The sequence below is a fragment of the Pseudomonas tumuqii genome (genome assembly GCF_013184545.1).
GTDB lineage: Bacteria > Pseudomonadota > Gammaproteobacteria > Pseudomonadales > Pseudomonadaceae > Aquipseudomonas > Aquipseudomonas tumuqii.
The window spans coordinates 301,730-318,766 of the sequence record NZ_JAAOJA010000006.1; the positions used below are offsets into that span (position 1 = coordinate 301,730).

General features: G+C 65.2%; 17 protein-coding genes. 2 read left to right on the forward strand and 15 right to left on the reverse strand.

The features are described from left to right. Nucleotides 1–108: 108 nt before the first annotated feature. The gene (locus G9C89_RS13860; RefSeq protein WP_172148902.1) at nucleotides 109–1,347 is read left to right on the forward strand and encodes a S8 family serine peptidase; all 1,239 of its coding nucleotides are present in this window, start codon (nucleotides 109–111) and stop codon (nucleotides 1,345–1,347) included. Here G9C89_RS13860 and G9C89_RS13865 read toward each other — a convergent pair. The 14 genes from G9C89_RS13865 to G9C89_RS13925 all read right to left on the reverse strand — a co-directional run bounded on the left by G9C89_RS13865 (nucleotide 1,344) and on the right by G9C89_RS13925 (nucleotide 15,271). Then, nucleotides 1,344–1,898: an O-acetyl-ADP-ribose deacetylase gene (locus G9C89_RS13865; protein ID WP_172148904.1), complete on the reverse strand. Its 555-nt coding sequence runs from the start codon at nucleotides 1,896–1,898 to the stop codon at nucleotides 1,344–1,346. The genes G9C89_RS13860 and G9C89_RS13865 overlap by 4 nt on opposite strands. Before the next feature lie 61 nt (nucleotides 1,899–1,959). Then, nucleotides 1,960–2,628, reverse strand: a complete 669-nt coding sequence (locus G9C89_RS13870; protein WP_172148906.1) for an ATP-binding cassette domain-containing protein — start codon at nucleotides 2,626–2,628, stop codon at nucleotides 1,960–1,962. Beyond that, nucleotides 2,621–3,382 carry an ABC transporter permease gene (locus G9C89_RS13875; RefSeq protein ID WP_172148908.1) on the reverse strand — a complete coding sequence of 254 codons (762 nt, stop codon included), beginning with the start codon at nucleotides 3,380–3,382 and terminating at the stop codon, nucleotides 2,621–2,623. Before G9C89_RS13875 ends, G9C89_RS13870 begins: the two co-directional genes overlap by 8 nt. Then, the gene (locus tag G9C89_RS13880; protein WP_172148956.1) at nucleotides 3,379–4,299 is read right to left on the reverse strand and encodes an ABC transporter substrate-binding protein; all 921 of its coding nucleotides are present in this window, start codon (nucleotides 4,297–4,299) and stop codon (nucleotides 3,379–3,381) included. The genes G9C89_RS13875 and G9C89_RS13880 overlap by 4 nt, the downstream gene beginning before the upstream one ends. 203 nt (nucleotides 4,300–4,502) lie before the next feature. Further along, the gene (locus G9C89_RS13885; protein ID WP_218575928.1) at nucleotides 4,503–4,868 is read right to left on the reverse strand and encodes a DUF167 domain-containing protein; all 366 of its coding nucleotides are present in this window, start codon (nucleotides 4,866–4,868) and stop codon (nucleotides 4,503–4,505) included. 122 nt (nucleotides 4,869–4,990) lie between these two features. After that, entirely contained in the window at nucleotides 4,991–5,965 is a 975-nt protein-coding gene (locus G9C89_RS13890; RefSeq protein ID WP_178115557.1) for a diguanylate cyclase, read from the reverse strand. Nucleotides 5,966–6,062: 97 nt separating this feature from the next. Then, nucleotides 6,063–7,070: a chemotaxis response regulator protein-glutamate methylesterase gene (cheB, locus tag G9C89_RS13895; RefSeq protein ID WP_172148920.1), complete on the reverse strand. Its 1,008-nt coding sequence runs from the start codon at nucleotides 7,068–7,070 to the stop codon at nucleotides 6,063–6,065. Beyond that, nucleotides 7,067–9,304 (reverse strand): hybrid sensor histidine kinase/response regulator, encoded by a 2,238-nt coding sequence (locus G9C89_RS13900; RefSeq protein ID WP_172148922.1) that lies wholly within the window; start codon nucleotides 9,302–9,304, stop codon nucleotides 7,067–7,069. Before G9C89_RS13900 ends, cheB begins: the two co-directional genes overlap by 4 nt. After that, the gene (locus G9C89_RS13905) at nucleotides 9,301–9,993 is read right to left on the reverse strand and encodes a chemotaxis protein CheW (RefSeq protein ID WP_172148924.1); all 693 of its coding nucleotides are present in this window, start codon (nucleotides 9,991–9,993) and stop codon (nucleotides 9,301–9,303) included. The genes G9C89_RS13900 and G9C89_RS13905 overlap by 4 nt, the downstream gene beginning before the upstream one ends. Further along, on the reverse strand, nucleotides 9,986–10,294 hold the full coding sequence (locus G9C89_RS25530; protein WP_390623813.1) for a tetratricopeptide repeat protein: 309 nt from the start codon (nucleotides 10,292–10,294) through the stop codon (nucleotides 9,986–9,988). Before G9C89_RS25530 ends, G9C89_RS13905 begins: the two co-directional genes overlap by 8 nt. A 7-nt stretch (nucleotides 10,295–10,301) precedes the next feature. After that, complete coding sequence (locus G9C89_RS13910) at nucleotides 10,302–11,231, reverse strand: CheR family methyltransferase (RefSeq protein WP_390623814.1); 930 nt, start codon at nucleotides 11,229–11,231, stop codon at nucleotides 10,302–10,304. Then, a complete protein-coding gene (locus tag G9C89_RS13915) occupies nucleotides 11,228–11,758 on the reverse strand; it encodes a chemotaxis protein CheW (RefSeq protein ID WP_172148926.1) in 531 nt (176 codons plus the stop codon). Before G9C89_RS13915 ends, G9C89_RS13910 begins: the two co-directional genes overlap by 4 nt. Nucleotides 11,759–11,774: 16 nt before the next feature. Next, the gene (locus G9C89_RS13920; RefSeq protein ID WP_172148928.1) at nucleotides 11,775–13,391 is read right to left on the reverse strand and encodes a methyl-accepting chemotaxis protein; all 1,617 of its coding nucleotides are present in this window, start codon (nucleotides 13,389–13,391) and stop codon (nucleotides 11,775–11,777) included. A gap of 500 nt (nucleotides 13,392–13,891) precedes the next feature. After that, nucleotides 13,892–15,271 (reverse strand): flavin monoamine oxidase family protein, encoded by a 1,380-nt coding sequence (locus tag G9C89_RS13925; RefSeq protein WP_172148930.1) that lies wholly within the window; start codon nucleotides 15,269–15,271, stop codon nucleotides 13,892–13,894. Between the two features lie 127 nt (nucleotides 15,272–15,398). On the opposite strand from G9C89_RS13925, the gene G9C89_RS13930 reads away from it, so the two are divergent. Further along, nucleotides 15,399–16,190 (forward strand): SDR family oxidoreductase, encoded by a 792-nt coding sequence (locus G9C89_RS13930; RefSeq protein ID WP_172148932.1) that lies wholly within the window; start codon nucleotides 15,399–15,401, stop codon nucleotides 16,188–16,190. A gap of 185 nt (nucleotides 16,191–16,375) precedes the next feature. Here the strand turns inward: G9C89_RS13930 and G9C89_RS13935 are convergent. After that, nucleotides 16,376–17,037 (reverse strand): hypothetical protein (locus G9C89_RS13935; RefSeq protein ID WP_218575929.1); only part of this gene is annotated, 662 nt, incomplete at its 5' end.

Here is a 17,037-nt window from a genome sequence, read left to right on the forward strand (position 1 = left end):
TCTGGCCCCTGCCGAGTGTGGCCAGCAACAACCTGACTACGCTGTTAACCAGTGGAAACTCCGCGCGGGATGCCGTGCTGGACGGCGCTCACTGCGAAAGAGGTGTCTATGAAGGTTTCGGCGTGGCTACTGGCGGGTGCGGGGTTGTTGTCCATTGCGGCCGAGACGGCGGCTTCGCCCTATATCGTGATCTTCACGGCCGAGGCCATTGCGGCTGCGCCACAGCGGGCCGACAACGGCGGCCATGGCCGGCCCGAAGTGCGCGCCGCCGCCGAGCACTTGGCCAGCCTGCATGGCTTCAGCCTGGGGCATGTCTACAGCCATGCCATCAGGGGCTTCTCGGCGGATCTGAATGACTGGCAGCTGGCGGTGCTGAGCGCCGATGCGCGGGTGGCCTATATCGAGGCGGATCTGCCGATGTCGGTCATGGGAGTGCCGGTGCCTGGAGTAAGGGCCAGACCGGATCGTGGCGGCGGTTCCACGGCCCCGGCGGCACAAGAACTGCCCTGGGGGATCGCCCGGGTCGGGGCGGATATCAGCAGTACCCGGGCGGGCGATGGTGGCGGCAGTGTGGCTGGGGTGCGCGCCTACATCATCGACACCGGAATCGATACAAGCCATGCGGATCTGCATGTCGTGGAGCATGTGAACTTCGCCGGCGGGCCGAACAAGGATTGTCATGGGCATGGCACCCACGTGGCCGGTACCGTCGGGGCGCTCGACAATACCCGGGATGTGGTGGGCGTGGCACCGGGCATCGAGTTGGTGGGCGTCAAGGTGCTCGGCTGCGGCGGTACCGGCAGCACCTCCGGGGTGATCATGGGCGTGGACTGGGTGACGGCCAATGCCGTGCTGCCGGCCGTGGCCAATATGAGCCTGGGCGGCGGGGCCAGCGCCGCACTGGATGAGGCGGTGCTGAGCTCGGCGGCGGCGGGGATTTTCTATGCCGTGGCCGCGGGCAATGATGGCGAGGACGCCTGCCTGGGATCGCCGGCACGGGCGGGCGCGAGCAGCGACAACGGGGTGATGACGACGACGGCCACCGACAGTGCCGATGAGGAGGCCTCCTTCAGCAACTATGGCGCCTGCGTGGATATCTGGGCGCCGGGCGTCGGCGTGCTCTCGACCAAGAAGGGCGGCGGTACTACCACCTACAGCGGCACCTCGATGGCGTCGCCGCACGTGGCGGGTGGCGCCGCGCTCTATCTCAGCAATGCCGGCCGTGACCCCAGCCGCCCCTTGGATGCAGCCTCGGTGGAAGCGGCGGTGTACGAGAAGGCGATGTCGCCGGGGACTCAGAGCAAGGACGGCCGGTCGATAGAGCTGTTGCAGACAGACAGCTTCTAATCGCCTGGCAGCTGCCCGGGCGGTGCGGGGTCGGTGCCGGCTCGTTCGCCGAGCAGGCGCTGGTAAACCTGCAGGTCGCGGGCCGAGAAGCAGCAGAAGATCACTTGTTCGAGGCCATCGAGCCGTTCCAGCGTCGCCCGTACCGTGCTCACCGCGACCTGCGCCGCGAGTTCGAGCGGATAGCCGTAGATGCCGGTGCTGATGCTCGGGAAGGCCAGGCTGCGGATGCCCTGGGCCGCGGCGAGTTCGAGCGAACGCCGGTAACAGGAGGCCAGCAGCGCCGGCTCGCCCCGGCCGCCGCCATGCCAGACCGGCCCGACCGTGTGAATGACGTACTCGGCGGGCAAGCGATAACCCCGGGTCAGCTTGGCCTCGCCAGTCGGGCAGCCGCCCAGGCGCCGACATTCCTCCAGCAGCTGCGGCCCGGCGGCGCGATGAATCGCCCCGTCGACCCCGCCACCGCCGAGCAGCGAGGCGTTCGCCGCGTTGACGATGGCCTGCACCGGCAGTTGAGTGATATCGCCCTGCAGGGCGCGAACTGAGGTTGGCATGCTGGGCCTCCGGGAATGCCGGCTGGTAGTGTCGCCGCACAATCGCTGTACCTGTTACGGCTTAGACACTCAGCCGGCGCAACTGCTCGCTGATCCGGCTGGCACTGGCGCTGGCGACCGCGGTCAGGGGCTGGTCCCATTGCAGTTCGGCGGGCGCGCCATCCAGGTACCAGAGCCGGTTGGCCAGTTGGTCGGCGTCCCTGGCATCGTGGGTGACGCAGATCATCGCCATGCGCGGGTGCGCGTCCAGCAGGCGGGTGATCAGGTTGCGCAGCTCGGCGGCCCGATCGGGGTCGAGCGAGGCGAAGGGCTCGTCCAGCAACAGCAGGTCCGGTTTGATTGCCAGGCTGCGGGCCAGCGCGGCGCGGCGGGCCATGCCAAGGGACAGCTGGTCCGGCAGTGCCTCGGCGACCTCGGCCAGGCCGACCTCGGCCAGCAGCCTGTCGATCTCGTCGTTGCGCGCGCCGACCATGGCCAGGTTCTGGCGCACGCTGCGCCAGGGCAGCAGGCGGTGTTCCTGAAACAGGTAGCCGACCCGCAGCTTGCTGCTGCGTTTGATCATCCGCTCGCCCAGGCGCCGGTCCAGCCCGGCGATGGCATTGAGCAGGGTGGTCTTGCCCACGCCGGAAGGCCCCAGCAGACAGATGCGATCGCCCTCGGCGACCCGGGCCGTGATCGCGCCCAGGATCGGATGGCCGCTGGTCCGACCGTCGATCTGCAGCTCAAGCATGTTGCACCCCCACTGCACGCCAGCGCGAGGCCCGTCGTTCCAGCGGTTGCAGCAGCGCCAGCTCGATCAGCTGCACCACCGCGATGAATGCCAGGCTGTAGGCCAGGATGCTCGCCACATCGAACACCTGAAAGGCCATGTGCAGCTGAAAGCCGATGCCGTCGGAGCGACCGAGCAACTCGACCACCAGCACGATCTTCCAGATCAGCGCCAGGCCGCCGCGGGTCGCGGCCATCAGGTAGGGGAACAGCTGCGGCAGCCAGACATCCGCCAGCTGCTGCCAGCGGCTGAAGGCATAGACCTGGGCCATCTGCTCCAGCCTGGGGTCGAGGCTGCGCGCGCCCTCGCGCAGCGTCACCGCGACATTGGGCACCTTGTTGATCACCACCGCCAGGACCGCCGCGGCCTCGACCAGGCCGAACCAGACATACAGCAGGATGATGGTGACCAGCGCCGGCAGATTGAGGAACAGCACCAGCAGCGGATCGAACAGCGCATTGGCCAGCGCCGAGCGGCCCATCCACACGCCCAGGAGCGCGCCGAGCAGCATGGCCAGGACGAAGCTGATGAGCACCCGGCGCAGGGTCACACCCAGGTGCTGCTGCAGCTCGCCGCTCTGCAGCGACTGCCACAGCGAATCCAGCACGGCGCTCGGGGTGGGCAGCAACGGCGTCTCCAGCGTCGCGGCGATTGCGGCCCACAGCACCACGGCCAGCGGCAGCATGATCCAGTAGGTCCAGCGTGGCGGTTTCATGGTCCGGTCCGGAAAAACAGCGCCTCGGGCAGCAGCTGCGCCGGATCGGTGCCGCTCAGGGTCAGCAGGCGGCGCAGGTCGCCGATGCGCTCGGCATCCAGCGGTTCGGCAATCCCCGCGACGAAGCCGCCCCGCAGCGCGGCAAATACCGCGTCGTCCTCGGCGCGCATCAACGGCCTGATGGCGTCCCAATAGGCCGGGGTGGCGGCCAGCTCGCTGTTGCTCTGGCGCAACGCGCGGTCGAAACGGCCCAGCAACTCCGGATTTTCTGCGGCCCAGGCCTGCGCGAAGACATAGCCCAGCACCGGCAGGTCGGGGTGCAGGCCCAGCCCCTGCAGCAGGTCGGCCAGGGCGAAGGCGGAACGGCTGTCGCCCTCGGCGCGCAGGCGTGCGGCAAAGTGCCAATAGGTCACCAGCGCATCCACCTGGCCGCGGCGCAGGGCCTGGTTCAGCAGCGGCGGCGCGGCGAACTGAACCTCGGCAGCGCGCGCCAGATCGATGCCCTGCTGGCGGGCCGCTTGTTGCACCAGCAGCCAGCCCAGGCTGTCAGGCCCGCCGGCCACGCCGATGCGCTTGCCCGCCAGATCGGCCACCTGGTCGATGGCACTGTCGCTGGCGACCACGATCTCGCCGATCTGCGAGGAAAACGGCAGATATACAAACGGTGTGCCGGCGGCATAGCGCGCTTGCGCCCAGAGCAGATCGGCCACGGCACCATCGACGCTGCCACTGGACACCGCCAGCCGCGAGGCCGGTAAATCGGCGACCAGCCTGACCTTGAGTTCGAAGCCATGCGCCCGGTCCAGCTGCCGGCGCTGCAGATGCTCGAGCCCCCAGTGCGCGGTACCGAACTGCAGCACACTGAGGCTCAGCACCGGCAATCGGCCGTCGGCATTTTCCGCCGGCTCGGCCGCCATTGCGCTTGCACCGCCGAACAGCGCCAGGCACAACAGCGTTGCAGCCACGCCGTGCAAAGCAGTCAGGGCGCGGAGAACCGGCAGGGCGAGGAGCAGGATTAGACGCATCATAGCCTCAGGGTACGAAGCCGAGCGCCCGGCACGAATAGTACTTTGGTGCCTGTTTGCTGCTGCGATGGTCGAGTTTGGCCCGGGTGGTCCTGTTAGCTGTCCGCCACTACTCCTGAAAGGGCTTTGGCCACGACAGGCGGCAACTTTTTTGGCGCCCTGATACGTAACTGCTTGTTGATGTTGTAGCGGCCAAAAACAACCGTTATGTCGGTAGCCGAGACAGCAAATTCTTCGGCGAGAAATCTGACCATGTGGTCAGTGGCTTTGCCCGCAACCGGGCTGGCAGTGACGCTGACCTTGAGCTGAACGCCTTTCGCCTTGCCAATGGCATCCTTCTTCGCGCCAGGTGTGCCGAGGATATTCAGAACCAGCGTGTCTCCATCCATGGCACAGAACGAAGACATCTTGCGCCCCTTGCCAGCGGGTTTGAGTGATGCAGTAGTTGCTGATTTTTTCATTCCACACTCTGAGTTGTGACTTGGGGTTGCGCGGGGCCTACCCTGAGTTGGCCGAGTTGCTGGCGCATCCCGACACATGACTGGAGGTTGCCGTAGCCTTGCGAATCCCGCGGCCCCTCTGTTCAGGCTGCCGAGACTGGCCGTTCGAGCATCTTGACCCGGTTGCGTCCTTGGTTCTTGGCGCAATAGAGCCCTTGGTCGGCCAACTGGATCAGGAGTGAGGAGGATTCGCCTGGCATGGGCGTCAGAGTCGCACCACCGATGCTCAACGTTATTATGGAACCGCGGGTGGGGAAATTATGCTCAATCCGCCGCGCCAGCATGGCTTCGCGGATCTTCTCGGCCACCACCCGCGCCCCGCCACTCGGAGTGCCCGGGAGCAACATGACGAACTCATCCCCACCATAGCGGGCCGGCATGTCGGCAGGCCGGGTACAGCTTTCGCGCATGGAGACGGCGAGCTGACGTAACAGGTCGTCACCAGCCAGATGGCCCAGATCGTCGTTGTAACTCTTGAAGTAATCGACATCGATGAACAACAGCGACATCTGCGTCTGGTCACGCTGGGCGCGCAACCACTCCATGCTGAGGTATTCGTCGAAGTGCCGACGGTTCGACAGGCCGGTCAGGCCATCGGCGTTCATCAGGCGCTGCAGCATCAGATTGGTGTCCAGCAGGCGTTGCTGGCTCTCGCGCAGGGCCCGGTAGGCTTCGTCGCGCTGCAACAGGGTCTGGTAGGAGCGCGAGTGGTAGCGAATCCGCGCGATCAGTTCGATGGGGTCCGGCAATTTGACCAGGTAATCGTTGGCCCCTGCGGCAAAGGCGGCGCTCTTCACCCCGGAGTCGTCCTTGGTGGACAGGACGATGATGGGGATATCACATGTTACTGGATTGGCCCGGTACTCTCTGACCAGCGTCAGGCCATCCACTCCGGGCATGACCAAGTCCTGGAGGATTACCGTGGGCCTGATCTGCATCGCCTGAGCGATAGCCTCCAGCGGGTCGGCACAGAAATGGAAGTCGATGTTGTCCTGATCGGCCAGGTTACGCCGTACCGCTTCGCCGATCATTGCCTGGTCGTCGACCAGGAGAACCATCACGGCGTTTTCGTCGACAGTCAGAGCCGATCTTTCACGTAGTTCGTTCACCTCATGCTCCTTGGCCGCCGTCGACAGTGGCGGCTGTTTCCATCATTCAAGTAAAAAACTCCAGCAGCCGCGGCGCAATCTCCCTCAGGGAATGAATCTCGGTGGCGGCACCAAGTCCCGCCGCCGCCTTGGGCATGCCATAGACGGCGCTACTTTGCTGGTCCTGCGCGATGGTCAGAAAGCCCCGCTCGCGCATTTGTTTGAGCCCCTTGGCGCCGTCACGGCCCATGCCGGTCAGCAGCACGCCCACCGCCTGGCTGCGCCAGTGCTTGGCCACGCTCTCGAAAAACAGGTCGATGGACGGACGATATGCAGAGTAGTTACTTGGCTCGCTCGTGTAGGCCAGATGGCCATTTTTCAGCAGGCAGATATGCTGATTGGTTCCCGCCAGCAGCGCCGTTCCCGGCTGCGGGGGTTCGCCATTCCTGGCCAGACGCACCGGCACTCCGGACGTCTGGGTAAGCCAATCGGCCATGCCGGCGGCAAATACCTGATCAACATGCTGGACCAGCACCATGGCTGCCGGAAACCCTGGCGGGATACCTTGTAATAGCTCGGCCAGGGCCGCCGGGCCACCCGCCGAGGCGCCGATCGCCACCAGCCGTTGCACTGCCTGAGTGGGTTTTGCCGGCAGGACCGGACTCGCCAGCGTCTCGCCGCGCCCTATCAGCCAACCGATATTCTGAATCTTGCGCAATAGCGGCGCGGCGGCCTCGGCAACGCTGCCCGAACCCAGGGCTGGGGTATTGACCACATCCAGCGCACCATGGCCCATGGCTTCGAACACCCGGCGCATGTTCCGCTCGCTGTCGTCGGTCACCAGCAGAATTGCGCAAGGGCTCTGCACCATGATCTGCCGGGTCGCCTCGACGCCGTCCATCACCGGCATCAGCAGGTCCATCAACACCAGGTCGGGCGTCTGTGTCGCGCAGCGGTGGATCGCTTCGGCCCCATCGCCCGCGATCCAGACGATCTCATGCTGGGGTGCGAAGAGCAGGGCCCGCCGCAGCGTCTCCACCGCCAGCGGCATGTCATTGACGATGGCGATCTTCATAACGGTTCCCCGATCAGCATCGCCACCGCGTCGAGCAGCGTCTCGTCATGGAAACTGGCCTTGGCCAGGTAATAATCGGCGCCGGCCTCCAGACCGCGCCGGCGATCCTCCTCGCGGTCCTTGTAGGACACCACCATCACCGGCAGCGACTGCATCCGGTGGTCGCGGCGCAGCAGGGTTACCAGTTCGATGCCGTCCATGCGTGGCATATCGATGTCGGTGATCAGCAGGTCGAAATGTTCGGCGCGCAGCGCATTCCAGCCGTCCATGCCGTCCACCGCGACCGCCACCTGGTAGCCGCGATTGAGCAGCAGCTTGCGCTGCAATTCGCGCACGGTGAGCGAGTCGTCGACTACCAGCACGCGTTTGCGCGCCGCGTCGGGCTCCTGCCCACCGCGGTCTATACGCTCGAGGCGGCCGCTGCTGAGCAGGTTCTCCAGTGAACGCTGCAGGTCCTCGGCATCCAGGATCAGCACCGGCGCGCCGTCGTCCAGCACGGCGCCGGCGGCAACGCTCTGCAACTTGCCCAGGCGCGGGTCGAGCGGCAGCACCACCAGGGTGCGCTCACCGATAAAGCGCTCGACGGCAATTCCGCAGAGCGCCTCCCCCACACCTAGCAGCACCACCGGGATGCTGGCCTGCGGCGTCTGCGCAGAAGGACGCTGGAGTAACTGGCTGGCCGCCACCAGGCCGACCGGCCGTCCCTCATGGGTGAAATGCTGGCGCCCTTCCAGTTGTACGATGGTGGCTGACTCCAGCTCGTACATCCGCGCGATGTGCGCCATCGGGAAGGCGTAGGCCTCACCGCCGATTTCCACCACCAGGCTGCGCACCACCGACAGGGTCAGCGGTACCTCGAGCAGAAAGCGCATGCCCAGTCCGCGTACCTGCTGCAACCGAATGTCGCCGCGCAACTGGCGCAGCATATGCTGCACCGCGTCCAGCCCGACCCCGCGCCCGGACAACTCGGTGACCTGCTCGCGCAGGCTGAAACCGGGCAGGAACAGGAAGCTCAGCAACTCCGCCTCGCTCAATTGCGCGGCGGTCGCCTCATTGGCCAGCTGGCGTTGGACGATCGCCGCGCGCAGCCGCGCCAGGTCCACCCCAGCGCCATCGTCGGCGATTTCCAGCAGCAAGGAACCGGCCTGCTGGCGCGCCTTGACACTGATCAGGCCTTCGGCCGGTTTGCCCGCCGCCAGGCGCGCGGCGGGCGTCTCGATACCGTGGTCGAGGGCATTGCGCAGCAGGTGGACCAGGGGTGCCTCGAGCCGCTCCAGCACATCGCGGTCCACCTGGGTCTTGTCTCCCTCGATTTGCAGGCGCACCTGCTTGTCCAGGGTCCGGGCGAGGTCGCGGATCATACGTGTCTGCCCGCCCAGGACGTCGGCCAGCGGTCGCATGCGGCACGCCAGGGCGGTGTCGTAGAGCTGCTGAGCGCGCTGCGCGGCTTGCCAGGCAAATTCGTCCAGTGCGCCGGCCTGCTGCTCGTACAACTGCTGGCACTCGCCCAGCAGGCGGCGGGCATCGGCCAAATGGGCCTGCGTCGACGCCTCGAGGGTGGCGCCCGACAAGCTCTCCTGGACAGCTTCGAGCGCCCGAGCGAGATGACTTTGCAGACGCTTGCCGCGTTGCAGGGCGGTCAGTTGCGGCTTCAGCCGCAGCACCTCGACCAGCGTCTTGCTGGACAGATCGAGCAAGCGGTCGAGCCGCTCGGCGGTGACCCGCAAGACCCGCTCGCCGCCTTCCAGTGGCCGGTTGTCGGCGTGCAGCGGCTCCACCGCGTCGACCACCGCCTTGCCGGCGAGCGACGGAACTGGCGCCGCGGGCTGGCCACCTGATGCAGGCGCGCCCCTGGCCTGGACCTCCAGCCGTGCAACCAGGGCATCGATTTCCGCCGGTTCGACCGCTGCGTCTGGCATGGCGATGCGCAGCAGCAGGTCGCTGCCGAGCAACAGCGTATCGATATGTTCGGGGCTCAGCTGCAGCCGCCCGTCCTGGGCGCCGACCAGGCAATCCTCCATCACGTGGGCCACGCGCACGCCTGCCTCGATCCCGACGATCCGCGCCGCACCCTTGAGTGAATGGGCGGCGCGCATGCACGCCTCCAACTGATCGGCTAGAGTCGGGTTGCGTTCGAGCAACAGCAGCCCGGCGCCGAGCACCTGGGTTTGCGCCTCGGCCTCCAGGTGGAACAGTTCCAGCAGCGAGGCGTTGCGCATCTGCTCGGGGGTCATGCCAGGCTCCGTATCATGCTCTGCAGCAGTTGTTCCTCATCCAGCAGACGTAGGCTGCGTTGGCGCCACTGCAGCACGCCCCGGCTGCACTTGGTGGTGTCCAGGGTATTGTCCAGTTCGGCTGCGGCGAGCAGTTCCAGGTTGAACGCATGGATACCATCCACCTCATCCACCGCGGCCAGCAGGTTGCCGCCAGGCGCCGCGAGGACCAGCATGCGCGGTGCCACTCGCCTGCTCGACAGCGTTGCCGACACGCCACTGGCGCCCAGGCCGAGCAGCTCGACCAGCGACAGGCAGGCCACCAGCGCGCCACGCACATTGGCGACACCGAGCAAGGCGCGGGCGCGCTGGTGCGGCAGCGTGTGGATCGGTGACAGCGGCGCGACTTCCACCAGGATACGGGTCGCCAGAGCCAGCCACTCCTCTCCCAGGCGGAACACCAGCAGCGAGCGGGTTGCATGATCCGCCGCGAGCGGTTGCGCCTCCACTTCGGCCGGTTCGTCCCGCTGTAGCATGTACCGATCGAGCAGACGGATGGCCGCCGCCGCATAGACCGGGCAGTTGCGGCAATGGACAAGTTCGACCAACCGCGGACAGGATTTGCTGCCGCGTACCCCGATGCGATTCCAGCAGTCGTCGAGCGGCTGCGCGTCATCGGCCAGTGTGGTCGCCGGGATCGACTCAGGCATCCTTGTCCACTCCTTGTGCGGCGCGCACCTGCAGGCGGCGGGCAGCAGCCAGGTCGCCCTGGGCGACCAGCAGCGTGGCCAGATGGCTCAAGGCCTCAGGGTGCTGCGGCTGCAAATACAGCGCCTTGCGGTAAAATTTTTGCGCCTCGCCCGGCTTGCCGCCGGCATCGCTCAGCAGCCCCAGCCAATAGAACGCCTCGGCGTTCGGCCCCTGTTCGGCGAGCAGGCGCTCGCAGCATTGCCGTGCTTCGGCGAGGTGCCCCTGATCAGCCAGTCTGGCAATGGCCTTTAGTTGCGCCACTGCCCCCTCATCCGCGCGCGGGACCATTACCGGACGCTGCCCATGGCTCACGCTCGGTTGGGCACGGCTTTCGATCTTGTGTGCAGGCGCCATGCATGGCTGTCGGAGCGCGTTGTGCGACGCCGGCGGGAGCAGGCGCGGCGGCGGGGTAGCGGAAGGCGAACGACTGGGGGATGGCGAGGGTCTGCAGGCCCAGACGCGAGGCCAGACTGGCCTCCGCCGGGCCGATAAAGATCACCCCGTCCGGGCGCGTCAGGCGCCTGAACCCCGCGAGCACGCTCTCCTGGGTGGCTTGGTCGAAATAGATCAGCAGGTTGCGGCACAGCACCAGATCATAGGCCGGCTGATCGGCGAGCAGCGCCGGATCGAGCAGGTTGCCACACTGAAAACGCACCTGCCGGCAGACCGCTGCGTCGAGCAGGTAACCGTCCTCGACCGCGGAGAAATACCGCTCGCGAAAATCCAGTGGCGCACCGCGAAAGGAATTCTTGCCATACACCGCGCGCTGCGCGCGCTCGATCAGGCGTGGGCTGACATCCAGTGCATCGACCCGGAACAACGGCGCGGCGATCCCGGCATCGAGCAGCGCCATGACGATCGAATAGGGTTCCTCGCCAGTTGCGCAGGGCAAGCTGAGGATGCGCAGCGGACGGCTGCCGGCCAGGCTTGCCAGGCGCTGGCCGGCCAATCGGGTGAGGGCGGAGAAGGACTCCGGATAGCGGAAGAACCAGGTCTCCGGGACTATTACCGCCTCGATCAGCGCCTGGCGCTCCTGGCTCGAGTCCTGCAACAGCGCCCAGTAGGCGTCGGCGTCGCTGACGGGTGCGCTGGCGATGCGCTGGCGTACGGCACGCTCGATGACCGAAATGCCGACCGAGCCGACATCCAGGCCAATGCGCGCCTTGAGGAAATCGATGAAGCGTGTATCAACGCTCATGCCGATGGCCCTTGCGCCCCAGGCACGCCTGGCACGAGCGGGAACAGCAGGGCCTCGGCCTCGGCGGACAACAGGTCCTGCACCCGCACCCACTGCACCAGGTCTTGCGGCCGGACCGGGCCGAGAAAGGGCGCGCCCTGATTGTCCAGGCCATAGTCGCGGAACTCTGTTGGGGCACAGCGCAGGGTTTCGCTGGCCTGCTCGACGATCAGCCCGAGCAGATGGGCCGGCCCTGCGCCGCCCCGGCAGTAATGAACCAGGACCATGCGGGTGCTGGTGCGTATCGCCGCTGCCTGGCCGTTCAGCAGCGCGCCCAGATCGAGAACCGGAACCAGGCTGCCGCGATGGCTGAAGATTCCGGCCACCCAGGAGGGCGCCAGAGCAAGCGGACGCAAGCGCCGCAGCGCCAGCACTTCGGCCACCTCGCTGGCCTCCAGCCCATAGCGCGCGCCGCCGCTGCTGAACAGCAGGAACAGCTTGCGCGCCTCGGACGTGGCGCCGACGTGCCAGTTCTGTACTGCAAACAATGCACGACTCCCTGTTTCAGGCCTGGAAGCGGGAAACTCCGCTGCGCAGGCCGTTGGCCACCTGACTCAGTTCATCGATGGCGCTGCCGGTCTGGCGCAGCGACTCCACGGTCTGCCCGCTGGCCTCGGCCAGTTGCACCAGTGCCTGGTTGATCTGCTCGGCACCGCTGGCCTGTGCCTGCATGCCCTCGTTGACCATCGACAAGCGCGGCGCCAGGGCCTGGGTCTGCTGGATGATCTGGGTCAGTTGCTCACCGACCTGGCGCACCTCGGTCATGCCGCGCCGCACCTCTTCGGAGAACTTGTCCATGCCCATGACCCCGGCCGACACGGCGGACTGGATCTCACGCACCATCTGTTCGATGTCGTAGGTGGCCACCGCGGTCTGGTCGGCCAGGCGGCGCACTTCGCTGGCCACCACGGAGAAGCCACGGCCATATTCCCCGGCTTTCTCGGCCTCGATGGCGGCATTCAGCGAGAGCAGGTTGGTTTGATCGGCTACCTTGACGATGGTGGTGACCACCTGGGTGATATTGCCGGCCTTCTCGTTGAGGATCGCCAGCTTGGCGTTGACCAGCTCGGCAGCGCCGATTACCTGGTGCATGGTGTCTTCCATGCGGGTCAGCCCCAGTTGTCCGGAGTCCGCCAGGACAGCGGCTTGCTCCGCGGCGGCCGACACTTCGTCCATGGTCCGCAGCAGATCGCGCGAGGTGGCGACTATCTCCCGCGAGGTGGCGCCGATCTCGGTGGTGGTGGCCGCCGTTTCGGTGGCGGTGGCCTGCTGCTGCTTGGAGGTGGCGGCGATTTCGGTGACCGAGGTGGTGACCGCTATCGACGAGCGCTGCGACTGCGACACCAGCTCGGTCAGCGCCGCGGCCATGCCGTTGAAGCCGCTCTCGATCACGCCGAATTCGTCCTGGCGCTCGAGCACCAGGCGCGTATTGAGGTTGCCGCCGCGCATCGACTCGAGCGCCTCGTGGATGCGTTGCATTGGCCGCAGGATGGCGCGCATCAACAGAGTGGCGCAGATCACCGCGACCAGCACCACGAGCAACAACGACAGCAGCATGCTGTTTTCGACCCTGGCCACCGCGACGGCGACGCCGTCGGTCATGCTGTCGGCCGCCTCGTGGTTCAGTTCCACCAGCTTGTCCAGCAGCCCACGGCCATGCTCCCAGTCCGGCAGCAGCATGTCATTGAGCACCTGGCGTGCCTGCTCCCGGTTGCCCTGCGCAAGCTGCGCCAGCAACGCGGCGCTGATCTCGTCGAACTCGCGCATATGCGCCTGGAGTTCGGCAAAGGTGGCACGATCGTCCGCGCGGAACAGGCTCTTCTCGTACAGCCCCAGCAGTTCACCCAGGCGCTCCTCGTGGCTGCGCAGCTGGCGCAGCAGCGCCTGGCCGTCGCCCTGCTCCAGCGCAACCAGTCGCTGGATCAACAAGATGCTCTCGAACGTCTCGCTGCGGATCAGATCGCTGTAATACAGGCCCGGCAAAGGGTCGGCCTGCAGCTCCCGTTGTCGTTGCTCGATGGACAGCAGTTGCGCGTAAGAGATGGCGACCATCACCAGGATGATGGCGATGATCAGGGCAAAGCTGGCAAGCAGGCGCCGGCGAAGGGTCCAATTCTTCAAGTTCTTGCTCCCGAGACAGACCGAGCGAATGGTCCTGTTCAGGTATAGCAGTAAACTGCCAACCAGAGGCCTGGGCGCTCCTGATGTGCCCCCCTCATCACCCTTTCAATGCCAGTCGCAATAGGCCATCAGCCAACAGGCTGGGATCTAAAGTAGGTGACTTGGTACGTGCCTTTTGACTTGAGGTAGGACCTGCCCAACACACTGATATTTATAGAAATGTATCCAGAAATACCGTGTTGTCGGCCCTTGAACAGGCGGCCATTTCGGGGGCGAATGCCCCCGGGGCGCACTACAACAGCCGTCATCGCCTTGAACCATCTCGCGGTGGTGCATGGCAACAGCGCTTTGCGCCTGGAACCGCAGGATCAATGGGGTCAGAGACATTGATCCTCTAAAATCAATAACGCCGACCCATTGATCTGGTCGGTATCCATGTATCGTCGATTATCAGCTCCTGCGTGGCGTGGCGGGATCGCGGTACGCGAACGGCCGATGAACTACGACCGGAGGATCTCGCTAACGGCCGCTTCGGCGGATTGCAGGGCGCCCTCCATCCACCCCGAATAATCGGAGTAGTCCGATCCCGCGAGAACCAGCGGGCCTTCACCCAGCACCGGGGGTGAACCCCGCGACCCGGTGGGAACATAGGTGTAAGCCCCGCCGATCAGCGGATTGTTCTCCCAGTCTTCCCCGTGCGTCGTCACCTCCAGGCTGCGCAGCAGGGGAAGTCGCTGCCTCAGCAGCCGGTGCATGTCCTGGACGCCGCGAAACCGGGCCTCTTTGACCAGCGCGAGTTGCCGGTGGACCGCCGTGGCGTTGAGCACCGCCTTACCGTTCGCGGAACGCTCCGGCAGCAGCCAGGTCATTCTCGGGAATTCGAGCCCCATGATGTGCTGGCGGATGCCGAGCGTCGCGAACTCCCGGGCATCCACCTGCGCATGCACCTTCAATTCATGGGCGACGACCCGCGCTTCACCCCAGCGCGAGAGCCAGCGCGGTTGCCCCGGCCGGTAGTCCAGCGCCAGCAAAGGCCCGAGCGGCAGCGCCAGCACGACATGATCGGCGACGTGGGCCACGCCAGCCGCATCCACGAGCGTCGCCGTGTTCTCGCCGATCAGCACGCTCCTGATTGGCGTGTTGCGCCGGATCGATTGCGCATGTCGTGCGGCCAATGCCTCGGTCAGGCGATCGCTGCCGCCCGCCAGCACCTGCGAGTTACCGCCGGCGGCCTCGCGGCGCGCGATGCGCAGGAAGTGCGCGGCGCTGGTCTGCTCCGGGTCAAGCGTGGCGAAGGTCCGCACGAAGGCTTCGCCGCGTCGCGAAAGCCCGAGATCCCGGAGCCACTGCAGGGCGCTGCGGGGATCGTCGTCGGCCAGCGGGTCGGCATTCTCGCTATACGCCAGGTGCAGGCGGTGCGGCCAGCGGGTCTTCTCCCAGGGTGACAGCCCGTCGGTCAAATCGGCGGGGAGGTCGGATGGAAGACGGAAACGAAGCAGGCGGCCGCGGTGGCGGAACACCAGATCCCCTTCGAGGAGCGGGTAGTCGATCAGCGGGATTCGCAAGTCGCCGGCGAGCCGGTGCACGCGTTGGTGGCCGCGCATGACCTGTTCGCCGCCGGCTTCGGCGCGAAGCCCCGGCGCCAATCCGTCACGTATCGTCAGGATGCGTCCACCGAGGCGCGGCGATGCCTCGAAAAGCACCGCTGGCCGGCCAGCGGCCTGCAGCGCATCGAGCACCGCGAGCCCGGCCAGACCGCCTCCCACAATCAATACCGGCCGCTGAAGCGGCCCGTGGCTTCGTGCGAGCGATGTGCCCGATAGCGCGAGTCCCGCGACGATCTTCAGAAAATCCCTGCGCGATGAGGAGCAATACTTCATGCAACAATCACCCGGATGACCGTCGTACCCGGTTGTACCGTGCAAGCACCGGCGGCAGAATGCTCGACAACCCGTAACGCGGCGCCGCTTTCGCGGCATGCCTTACGTAGCCCAGAGGATACCTTGCATGTGTCAGGCCCGACGACTGTCCATTATCGCGGTGTTGGTCGCCTGTTTCTTCCCGGTCGGTGCTCCGATTGCCGCGGAGCAGGCAGACCGATCCGCCACGGAGGCGAGTCAGCCTCAACCGACCGTGGTCATCACCGGGGCCAATCGCGGCCTCGGCCTGGAATTCTCGCGCCAATACGCAGCGGCCGGCGCCACCGTCATCGCCACCGCGCGGCGACCCGAAGACGCCGATGATCTGCGCAAGCTGGGGGTCCGGATCGAGCAGCTGGACGTGGCCGACAGCGCCTCCGTGGCCCAGTTCAAGGAGCGGATCGGCGATCTGCCGGTGGACATCCTGATCAACAACGCGGGCATTGGCAGTTGGCTGTACCGGCTCGAAGAAGTCGATGCCGACGCGCTCGACCGCTATTTTCAAGTCAATACCCTGGGGCCGATGCGCGTGACCCAGGCGCTGCTGCCGTCGCTTCGCCGCGGCGCCGGCAAGACCGTTGTCAACATCACCAGCGATATCGCCAGCCTCGCGCGCAACACGCGGGGAGGGGCGTACGGTTATCGGGAGAGCAAGGCCGCCCTTAACATGTTCACCCGCACGCTGGCCGCGGAACTGCGGCCCGAGGAATTCATCTGCGTCGTGATAAGTCCGGGCTGGGTCCGTACCGACATGGGCGGCCCGCAAGCGGCACAGAGCCCGAGCGAAAGCGTCGCGGGGATCATCCGCGTACTGCGCGGGTTGACGCCCAAGGACTCGGGGAAGTTCCTGGATTATCGCGGTGAAGAACTCCCCTGGTGACTTCCGTTTCCCCGAGTTTGGGTCGTGGGGGCGGAGCTACCCAGCGCACTGATATTTAGAGAGATTCATCCAGAAAGACCGCGATCAATGGGGTTAGAGCCATTGATCTAAACATTGATCCTCTAAAATCAATCACACTGACCCCATTGATCTCAGTGAGCGAAGCGAACGATTTGAACCGTTTGTTAGCGGTGATACCACGTGGAGTTTTTTGTTTTTCCTGCCGGCGTATACTTTTTAAGGAGCTCAGCCATTTCAGCCAAATTTTCGTACCCCTCAAAGCGTAAGTTGCTGAAAGATTTAGTGGTTAGCAGAATTGATTTAACGCTTCCTTTAATGCTCTGAGTTCTCAAGCTTTCTATATCCGATAGTGGCATGCTCACAACAGCGCCTTTATGTGATATGTCGATTTTGTTTTCAGATTCAATGATTGCCACCGCCGGGTAAGACGAATCATGTGTTTTTATGCTTTTGTATGCATGCGGTAAATGTTTTGTGAGTAGTAAGGCGAGAACTGCCGAGAGTATTTTGTGGTAAAGACTTTCGCTGACAATAAACATCCAGATAGCGCCTGCAATTATGCCGACCACCAGCAATGCAGCGAGTATAGTTTTTCGTTTGCCACTACGTTTGTATTTTTCGGATACTTGGAAATTCATATGTACCCCTGACGTTTGGTTAAGGGGCTGCGGAACGCAGTCCCTAGTGAGCGAAGCGAACGGTTTGAGTGCTGTAATGGACTCTCCCCGCGCCACAGTTCTATACCGAGAACGGTGGTGACTGAGATTGGGAGTGTCGTGATGAAGCGAATAGCGGTTGATCTGGCCAAGTCCGTTTACCAAGTTGC

Coding starts and splice junctions, on each gene's coding strand:
- G9C89_RS13860 (WP_172148902.1), top strand. CDS start 109: ATGAAGGTTTCGGCGTGGCTACTGGCGGGTGCGGGGTTGTTGTCCATT.
- G9C89_RS13865 (WP_172148904.1), bottom strand. CDS start 1,898: ATGCCAACCTCAGTTCGCGCCCTGCAGGGCGATATCACTCAACTGCCG.
- G9C89_RS13870 (WP_172148906.1), bottom strand. CDS start 2,628: ATGCTTGAGCTGCAGATCGACGGTCGGACCAGCGGCCATCCGATCCTG.
- G9C89_RS13875 (WP_172148908.1), bottom strand. CDS start 3,382: ATGAAACCGCCACGCTGGACCTACTGGATCATGCTGCCGCTGGCCGTG.
- G9C89_RS13880 (WP_172148956.1), bottom strand. CDS start 4,299: ATGGCGGCCGAGCCGGCGGAAAATGCCGACGGCCGATTGCCGGTGCTG.
- G9C89_RS13885 (WP_218575928.1), bottom strand. CDS start 4,868: ATGAAAAAATCAGCAACTACTGCATCACTCAAACCCGCTGGCAAGGGG.
- G9C89_RS13890 (WP_178115557.1), bottom strand. CDS start 5,965: ATGGTTCTCCTGGTCGACGACCAGGCAATGATCGGCGAAGCGGTACGG.
- cheB (WP_172148920.1), bottom strand. CDS start 7,070: ATGAAGATCGCCATCGTCAATGACATGCCGCTGGCGGTGGAGACGCTG.
- G9C89_RS13900 (WP_172148922.1), bottom strand. CDS start 9,304: ATGACCCCCGAGCAGATGCGCAACGCCTCGCTGCTGGAACTGTTCCAC.
- G9C89_RS13905 (WP_172148924.1), bottom strand. CDS start 9,993: ATGCCTGAGTCGATCCCGGCGACCACACTGGCCGATGACGCGCAGCCG.
- G9C89_RS13910 (WP_390623814.1), bottom strand. CDS start 11,231: ATGAGCGTTGATACACGCTTCATCGATTTCCTCAAGGCGCGCATTGGC.
- G9C89_RS13925 (WP_172148930.1), bottom strand. CDS start 15,271: ATGAAGTATTGCTCCTCATCGCGCAGGGATTTTCTGAAGATCGTCGCG.
- G9C89_RS13930 (WP_172148932.1), top strand. CDS start 15,399: ATGTGTCAGGCCCGACGACTGTCCATTATCGCGGTGTTGGTCGCCTGT.